The sequence below is a fragment of the Chamaesiphon sp. OTE_75_metabat_556 genome, from assembly GCF_031378165.1.
GTDB lineage: Bacteria > Cyanobacteriota > Cyanobacteriia > Cyanobacteriales > Chamaesiphonaceae > Chamaesiphon.
The window spans coordinates 1-8,874 of record NZ_JANNDR010000382.1; the positions used below are offsets into that span (position 1 = coordinate 1).

8 protein-coding genes are annotated in these 8,874 nt (G+C 46.4%); 7 read left to right on the top strand and 1 reads right to left on the bottom strand.

Annotated features, from left to right (window positions below):
- Nucleotides 1-1,453 (bottom strand): hypothetical protein (locus RMO27_RS15480; protein ID WP_309734090.1); only part of this gene is annotated, 1,453 nt, incomplete at its 3' end.
- 324 nt (nt 1,454-1,777) lie between these two features.
- Here RMO27_RS15480 and murG point away from each other — a divergent pair.
- From murG to RMO27_RS15515, 7 genes are all read left to right on the top strand, one after another.
- On the top strand, nt 1,778-2,902 hold the full coding sequence (gene murG, locus RMO27_RS15485) for an undecaprenyldiphospho-muramoylpentapeptide beta-N-acetylglucosaminyltransferase (protein ID WP_309734091.1): 1,125 nt from the start codon (nt 1,778-1,780) through the stop codon (nt 2,900-2,902).
- A gap of 121 nt (nt 2,903-3,023) precedes the next feature.
- The gene (locus RMO27_RS15490) at nt 3,024-3,305 is read left to right on the top strand and encodes a DUF427 domain-containing protein (protein WP_309734092.1); all 282 of its coding nucleotides are present in this window, start codon (nt 3,024-3,026) and stop codon (nt 3,303-3,305) included.
- A gap of 36 nt (nt 3,306-3,341) precedes the next feature.
- Nucleotides 3,342-3,710, top strand: coding sequence for a hypothetical protein (locus RMO27_RS15495; RefSeq protein ID WP_309734093.1), 369 nt, complete (start codon nt 3,342-3,344; stop codon nt 3,708-3,710).
- A 103-nt stretch (nt 3,711-3,813) separates the two neighbouring features.
- The gene (locus RMO27_RS15500; RefSeq protein ID WP_309734095.1) at nt 3,814-4,680 is read left to right on the top strand and encodes a 6-carboxytetrahydropterin synthase; all 867 of its coding nucleotides are present in this window, start codon (nt 3,814-3,816) and stop codon (nt 4,678-4,680) included.
- 491 nt (nt 4,681-5,171) lie between these two features.
- Nucleotides 5,172-5,624: a CAAD domain-containing protein gene (locus tag RMO27_RS15505; RefSeq protein WP_309734097.1), complete on the top strand. Its 453-nt coding sequence runs from the start codon at nt 5,172-5,174 to the stop codon at nt 5,622-5,624.
- 256 nt (nt 5,625-5,880) lie between these two features.
- Nucleotides 5,881-6,024: a hypothetical protein gene (locus RMO27_RS15510; RefSeq protein ID WP_309734099.1), complete on the top strand. Its 144-nt coding sequence runs from the start codon at nt 5,881-5,883 to the stop codon at nt 6,022-6,024.
- Nucleotides 6,025-6,159: 135 nt separating this feature from the next.
- A partial coding sequence (locus tag RMO27_RS15515) for a CBS domain-containing protein (protein WP_309734101.1) occupies nt 6,160-8,874 on the top strand: 2,715 nt, incomplete at its 3' end.

Below are 8,874 nucleotides of genomic sequence, written 5' to 3' on the forward strand. Positions count from 1 at the left end.
GAGATGGCGGGGTAGCTGTGGTCGGATGGGCAAAATCAATCTCCAAATCGCCAGTTAGATCGATATCAACAGAGTTGAGACCGGTCTCGATCTCTGGGTCTATTGTTGTTTTAACTGCTGCTGGGTGAAGAAAATTGCTACTTGTGGATGGTTCGACGGGAAGAACATCTGGATGGGTAAACAAGGATTCTCGTTTGTAGGCGAGGGGGACAGTGGGATATCGATCGGATTGTATCGGTTTGGTTTGTGCGGTGGCGGCAAATCGAGCAGTCTGGGGGATCGATGCTCGCAATCCAAGTGTAGCTGATGCTGGTTGTGACTCTTGGGTAGATCGATCGAGCCGCTCCAGATGCTCACGAGTAGCTTCTGGAATATCTGTGTGGCGATCTAAGGGTGGTAGTGATAAAGGTTCGGATTCTTGTAAGGGATTGAGATTGAGGGTGACGGTGAAGCCTCTGGAGCCAAGTTGAATATGATGTCGATCAAAAAGACTAACCTCACCCAATAGGAGGGTAATCTTAGACTCAGAAGGTAATTCTAATCGACCGTGAAAAATAAACGTGTGAAGATTTGAGGGTAAAGATTGTTCGATCGAAACAACGACTTCGGAAGTTTGTGGGTGGCGAAGACAGATAGACAGCTTCTCGATTTTGACTGTTTGAACGATATGACCAGTCAATAACTGTAAATTACAAGCACCGCTAATCATTAGTTGATGACCAGGAATTAGACCAGAAAATGTCGATCGATCCAGATCGATTAGTTGAGAGGGTGAATCGACGATCGGTTGAAGCTTAATTTTGCCCAGTAGTGTCTCGATAATTTCTGGTTGCTGACTTTGAGGTTGTAATGATTCCCACTCTAGTCTTTCTAATAATAAATTGAGTCTTTCCGCCCAGTTTTCTGGTTCGCCCATGACAGAGATCGGCATAATTGGCTCTGTTGGTGTGACAAAATCCTCACTTTCTTCGATCTCTGCAAATTGAGCGGGAACGACTTGCGAACTGTGAGTCAGCGGTTGGTTGTTGGTGATACTAGATGATGATGCTGCACCAATTTCCAGTAGCTCGGTTGGTGTTGGGTTCGTAAAATTAGGCGGAGATTGCGTTGGGATTCGTGTCAAGACGCGGAGTTTGAGCACATGATGCCATGATGTCTGTGTTGATGTCGTGCCACTGCAAACAAATTGCCAAATTCCTGATTTTAAGTGGGTAAAGGGCAATATTTCTAGTAATCCGCCAGCATTGGTCATTTGGTCGATCGATCTCGATCGTCTTTGTGGTACTGTCGAACCTAGAGTTTGATGAGCGATCCGAGTCTGGATTTTTGTCTCAGCAAGATTGCTATGTGCGACGATCCGATACTGACCTTCCATTAATTGGAGATTACCTGTTTTAATCGATCGCCAGCTTCGATCTCCCTCGCGCTGAATTAGAAACTCCCAGTATTCCATTCGTTATCCCTAGATGCACTGAATCTAAATTTTAGTATCTTAGGGGATCGTGTGGATCTGAGCCAGGGGCTGTTTGATAATTAACGCAAGTTGCTAGTTATAACAAATGTTAAAGATTTGGGTATTGGGTATTGGGTATTAGCGATGGATAAAACCTAAAACCTAACAGCTAAAACCTAACACCCATCCCACTAACAACCTATAACTAGCAACTTAGGTTAATTAATAATTACACATCCCCATTCGTGCAGCGTTTGCCGATTCAGCAAGACAGAGGATCGAATGAACGGCAATCGGCTAGAATAGCTATGTCGCAGGTAAGGAATGAAAATACTAGTGTCTAAGGAAGCTACTAAGCTATTAATTGCCGCAAGTGGAACAGGGGGACATGTATTTCCCGCGATCGCAGTTGCCGAAAAGCTCTCAGGCTACAAGATCGAATGGTTGGGCGTACCAGATCGACTAGAGTCTAAGTTAGTTCCTAAAGAATATCCGCTGCATCTAATTCGGGTTGGTGGTTTTCAAGGGAAACCTGGATTAGGTACCCTAAAAACTATCGGCGGATTAATTAAAGGTATCTTCCAAGTCCGAAAACTGCTCAAACAGGGTAAGTTCGATGCCGTGTTCAGTACTGGTGGTTATATTTCTGCACCTGCCATTTTAGCTGGTTACTCGCTCGGGCTGCCAGTTCTTCTCCACGAGTCAAATGCCCTCCCAGGTAAAGTTACTCGATCTCTCAGTCCTTTTTGTACCAAGGTTGCAGTTGGCTTTGTCGAGACAAGTAAATATCTCCCCCGCGCTAAAACTATCTATTTGGGGACTCCCTGTCGTCAACAGTTTTTGACCCCAGAACCCCTCGATTTACCCATTTCCAAGGACAGCCCCCTCATTGTAGTCGTTGGTGGCTCTCAAGGTGCTGTAGCCCTCAATCAGATGATTCGCGAATGTGTTGGGACTTGGTTGGATGCTGGAGTGACGATCGTACATATCGTTGGTGGTGCAAATGACCCAACGGAGAAAATCGAACATCCCCAGTATATTGTGTTGCCTTTTTATGACAATATGGCAGGACTATTTCAACGAGCGGATTTGGCGATTAGTCGGGCTGGTGCAGCGACTTTAAATGAGCTAATGATTACCCGCACACCCTCAATTTTGGTGCCTTATCCTTATGCGGCGGAGGATCACCAATACTATAATGCTAATGTCTTAGCTGGGGCTAATGCGGCATTACTCTTTCGCCAAGAAAGTCTCACTGCTCAATTTCTAGCGACTGAAGTGCTCAACCTGCTCGAAAATCCGCAGCGTCGGGAATCAATGGCATCCAATGCCAGTTCGTTGGGTGTGATTAATAGTGCAGATTTGCTAGCCGATCTCATTGGAGAATCAGTAAATACTCGATTGAGATCGATGCAGCCAATTCACAGCCAAAAAGGTGCTGAAGGTTGAAATTACCAGATCGAAATCTCAATAACTAAGTCAAATTGAAATCGAAACAAACAGGCTTCAATCCTTCGACTGAAAGTTATAGAAATAATTCAAAATCTAAAATCTAAAATCTAAAATTCAAATGACTAAAGCAACTTGGAACGGTGTTACCTTAGCAGAAAGCGATGCAACAATCGTTGTTGAAAATAATCAATATTTTCCCGCAGACAGTCTTAATAAACAGTATTTTAGCGACAGCAATACTCACACCACTTGTGGCTGGAAAGGTTTGTGTAACTATTATACGATTGAAGTAGACGGTCAAACTAATCCAGATGCGGCTTGGTACTATCCAGAACCCAAGGATGCAGCTAAAAATATTGCTGGCTATGTTGCTTTTTGGAAGGGTGTTAAAGTTTCATAAATGTAGATTGAATTTTCAGCACACTTAGAAATCAATATGGTCGATCTCCACATCATTGAGGAATTGAAAGTTCAATTTGCCGATATTCCAGAGGCGATCGTCTCATTAGAGACAATCGCTGACTGTGAAGGCGATCTTGAAGATGCGGCAATGACTTTAGCGATTCGGGTCGGACAACAGCCAGATATTAATAATAGTGAATGGTTGGATGGCTTGGCCAAAAAATGTCGAGTCGCGATTTGTCGATCGGAATTTCGCAACGATATGGTCGATGGCAACTTCATGCCATTATTCCAACACTTTATTCAGGCAAAAATCTGTCCGAAATTGTTAATTTTGCCCGTGCTATTGTATGCCCACGAGCAGGGGATCAATCGGTTTTGCCAACCCCTCGATCCGCTCTAACAGCATCGATTGCCGCTCTCGCTCTGCCGAGCCTTCTGACTGCTAACTGTCGCCGCGATGCCAAAAGCAGTATCCTAGTAGAGACCGCGTTATGTAAAGTTTTATGAAATGCATTATCAACCGTCGCGCTCAGTTTTCGGCTAGCCACCGTTATTGGTTGCCAGAACTGAGTGAAGCCGAAAACCAAGCTAAATTTGGCTTGTGCGCTCAGTCCTGCGGACACGGACACAATTATGTCTTGTATATATCGCTCTATGGCGACATCGATGACTATGGGATGGTGCTCAACCTCTCCGATGTCAAGCAAGTCATCAAACAAGAAGTTACCGGACAACTTGACTATAGCTTTCTCAACGATGTCTGGCCGGAGTTTCAGACCACTCTGCCCACTACAGAAAACATTGCTAGAGTAATTTGGCACAAATTAGCACCCCATTTTCCGCTCGTGCGGATTCAACTATTCGAGCAGCCCGAACTCTTCGCAGAATATATAGGTAAAGACATGGAAGCAGCACTGACGATCGGTACTCATTTTAGCGCGGCGCATCGGTTGGCGATCGAGAGTCTCACGCTAGAACAAAATAGTGAGATTTATGGCAAATGCGCGCGAGTCAACGGACACGGGCACAACTATCATCTCGAAGTTACGGTTACAGGCGACATCGATCCCCGGACGGGGATGATTGTCGATTTGGTCAAATTACACGAACTGGTGGACAAATATGCGGTGGAGCCATTAGATCATACCTTCCTCAACAAGGATATTCCTCACTTTGCCAAGGTCGTACCCACGGCTGAAAATATTGCGGTCTATATCGGTGATCAGATCGAACAACCGATTCGGGATCTGGGCGCACATCTGCATAAAGTCAAGCTAGTCGAAAGTCCGAATAACTCTTGCGAACTACTTTGGAGCCAAGACTTTAGCAATCTGGCAACACGGCAACTAGCTACCGCCGCCGCAGATTAGAAATGAAGCGGGGCAACTGGGAGAGCGGGAGGTTCGGACAAATCAGAAATATTTCTAAAGAATTTTCTAAAGGATATTTTCCAATTTAGGTCGATACCGATCTGGGAAATGTGTTAACGATCGGTTTAGATAAACGTTTTCCGCCCCCGGTTTCCCTCCCAGCCCCGCACAAACACAGCCAAATTTAGCAATGAAAATCTGCAAACTAACGTCTTTGGATCTAGATGCAATTGATCGGTCGATCAAAGATCTGGTGGCAGTCGTTTATAATTAGACATTGTGGAAGGTGTCCTTTTGCAAGTAGTATCGGCAGCATCGCTAGCAGATAAATTTGGGGGAATTGTTTTAGCCTCAAATTAGTTTTACACTACGATCGGATAGCTGTAACTGATAAGATCGACAAGCGTATTTGGGTTAAATGTGATTTTTAGCCCAGATCGACGACCATCTGCATAGCGTTCTGTCAACTTTGAAATAAGGAATAATAAGATATGAGCGATACAGTAGAATCTACCCAATCCGTAGAAACCACCACTGTTGACATTCCCGCCAATCCTCTGGGATTAAATACTGGCGCTGGTTCGATTTCCAAGGTTTCACCAGAAATATCTGGAGCCAATTTACCAGATGGGGTCAGACAAGCTCTCGATATTCTGGCCGAATTACCAGCATATGCCACGCAGATTTATACCAATAACAAACGTGTTGTTACCAGCCTTGGCTTGATTTTAGGTTTGATTGTTGGTGTCAAGCTAACTTTGGCCATCCTCTATGCGATCAATGAAATTCCGCTCTTGGCACCTACTTTTGAATTGGTAGGTATCGGTTATACCAGTTGGTTTGTGTATCGTTACCTCCTCCAAGCCTCGACTAGAAAAGAGTTAACTGATGAAATCGATAGCTTCAAATCGGAAATTCTGGGTAATAAGAATAAAAAAGCCTAGTTACGCTCTGTCCAAATATTGGATTTAATTGATCGACCACCGCAGCAATGTGGTGGTCTTTTCATAGATTCACAGCTTGGATCGGTACACCAAGATGAATGTCAGCAATCCAGAAACGATCGAGATCGGATCGAGTGGCTGCCACCGATCGCTAAATTTTGCGATCGCGCACCAGCAGTGTACCTGTCAATTTTGGTAAATAGTAATCGTAGTAGAATTGATTTAGAGCATTTTTTTTGAATATAGATCGCGATCGATGGAAACTTCTCAATTTATTCCGGTTTTAGGTACTGTGGCTTTTGGGCTACTTGTCATCGTGACATTGGGGATTGTCTATCTGACACTACTGGGTTGGCGAGATCGTCAACGCCGCGAGCAGGATCGGCGGGCGAACCGCTAGGGTTTAGCGAAAAGTGCGGGAACAGGGGTTTCCCCTGTCTTGTCTCACCTTTTTTGACGGGGAACCCGTCCAAAGGTGAGCCGCAAGTAAAGCACCTTTTCAAGACAGGCTTTAGCCTGAAGTAGGAATGAGGTAATGGATTTAATTCTGTGCCATACGACGGCAGACTTTGACACGTTAGGGGCGGCGGTGGGATTGGCGCGATTATTACCTGGGAGTAAGATCGTGCTGGCTGGCGGCGCACATCCGACGGTGCAAGACTTTTTAGCACTATATCGGGATGAGTATCCACTCATCGAACGGCGGGCGGTGGTACCAGCAGCGATCCGCTCGATCAGTATCGTCGATGCCCAGCAACGCGATCGATTGGGCAAGGCGGCAGAATGGCTGGATTTACCGAATTTACGGGAGATTGTCGTTTACGATCATCATTTAGGGCAAGTCGCCGATATTCCGGCGACGCAGGTAGAAATCGAGCCAGTAGGGGCGACGACGACGCTGATTGTCGAACGATTGCAACGATCGAATATTGCATTGACGATCGCCGAGGCGACGGTAATGGCATTGGGTATTCATGTCGATACTGGTTCGTTGACATTTGAAATGAGTACGCCACGGGATGCACTGGCATTGGGATGGCTGATGCAACAAGGGGCGAATCTCGCGGTAGTCAATGGGTATGTGGAGCCAGGATTGTCGCCGCAGTTGCAAGCATTATTGCCAGTAGCTCTCAAGGAAATGCAGTATTTGTCGGCAGGTGGGAACACGATCGGTTGGGTGCAGTTGATAACTGCAAAATTCGTACCAGGATTATCTAGTCTGGCATCCCAAATTCAAGCGATCGATTCGACTCTCGATGTGTTGTTGCTAGTTCACGAAGTTGTCACGGGGACAAGTGATCCCCGAGTCACAATTATCGGTCGATCGCAACTTCCAGAAGTAGATCTGGGGAGATTATTGCGCTCGATCGGTGGCGGGGGGCACGCTGGCGCAGCCTCTGCGAGTCTGCGCGGGGTAGATGTCAAAATGACGATTGATCGGCTGCTAGCGGCAATTAAGGCGGCAATCCCACAACCGCTGACGGCGAGAGCGTTGATGTCTATTCCCATTCGCACGATCCGCCCCGAAACGACGATTGCCGAAGCTCAACGGATTTTGCTGCGCTATGGACACTCTGGTTTGCCGATCGTCGCTGCGCTAGGGGATGATGGGATCGATCGCTTGGTGGGGATTATTTCCCGTCGTGATCTCGATCTTGCCCTGCATCATGGTTTCAGTCACGCACCCGTTAAAGGCTACATGACAAATCAGGTACGCACGATCGATCCCGATATGATCCTGCCCGAAATTGAAGCCTTGATGGTGACTTACGATCTTGGCAGATTGCCAGTAGTAGACGATGGCAATTTGGTAGGTATTGTCACGCGTACCGATGTTTTGCGTTGGCGGAGCCTCTCCAGTGGAGAATCCCATCAACACCACCAGCGCAACTCCAGCAAGGAAACTAAACCTGCTCTAACTCCCCTCCTCGGAGGGGCTGGAGGTGGGATCCGGATCTCGCCCCCGCTAGATCTCCACCAGATCCAAACCCAACTCGCACCGCAACAATGGGACTTGCTAATGAAAGCTGCCCAATTTGCCGAGCAGTGGGGTTGGCAGCTCTATCTTGTCGGTGGTGCCGTGCGCGACTTACTATTAGCTGATACCGCAGGAAATTTATTAATTAAAGATATCGATTTGGTGGTTGATGGCTTCGATCGATCCGCCGATGTCGGTGCTGGTGTCAAACTTGCCACCGCCCTTCAAGAAATCTATCCAGCCGCGCGGCTGGATATCCACGGTGCATTTCAGACAGCGGCTTTGTTATGGCATGACGATCGCGAATTTGACTCGCTAGGGATCGATATTGCTACCGCGCGCACGGAATTTTATCCTTATCCGGCTGCCAATCCCGAAGTAGAAGCGAGTTCGATTCGCCAAGACTTGTATCGGCGCGACTTTACGATCAATGCGATGGCCTTGCGGTTGACAACTGCGACAACGCCGCCACTATTAGATTTTTTTGGTGGCGTTAGCGATTTACAAACCCAACAAATTCGGGTTCTACATCCAAATAGTTTTATTGAAGATCCGACGCGGATTTTTCGCGGGGTGAGATTTGCGATCCGCTTGGGTTTTCAGCTCGAAACTCAAACCGTAGACTATATTCGCTATGCGATTAATAGCGGCGTTTACGATCGCACAGCTCAAGCCAATCCCAAAACTCCCGCTCTCCAAACCCGACTTAAAACCGAGCTAAAATACCTGCTCCAAGCACCTTACTGGCGATCGGCTTTAGAGTTATTAGCCGATCTAGGAGCGTTGCAATGCATTCATCCGACACTCAAATTAGAGCCAGAATTATTTTACCAACTGCGGTTATTAGCAAGATGCTTGCGGAGGTTTGATCGTCAACCGCAACTTATCCACTGGCAACTAAGATTAGAGACAATTCTTGCCGCCCTCACGCCCCCATTTCGACAATCGGTTGCTAAAAATCTCCAATTACCTGAAGATAGTATCGAAAGATTGGCAAATTTAGATCGATCTCAATCACTAATTATCGCTTCATTACCAACCTGCGATCGCATCAGTCAGGTAGTGCAATTGTTACGGCAATACGATTTGCAAATGCTAATTTTAATTATCGTACGGTGCGATCGATCGATTCGCCGACAAATTTGGAAATATTTGACAGTTTGGGAACAGATCCAACCGCCATTAACTGGTAACGATTTGCGCCGATTGGGTTACAAACCAGGCCCTCAATATCGTCAAATATTGGATAGTTTATTAGCAGCAACTTTAGAT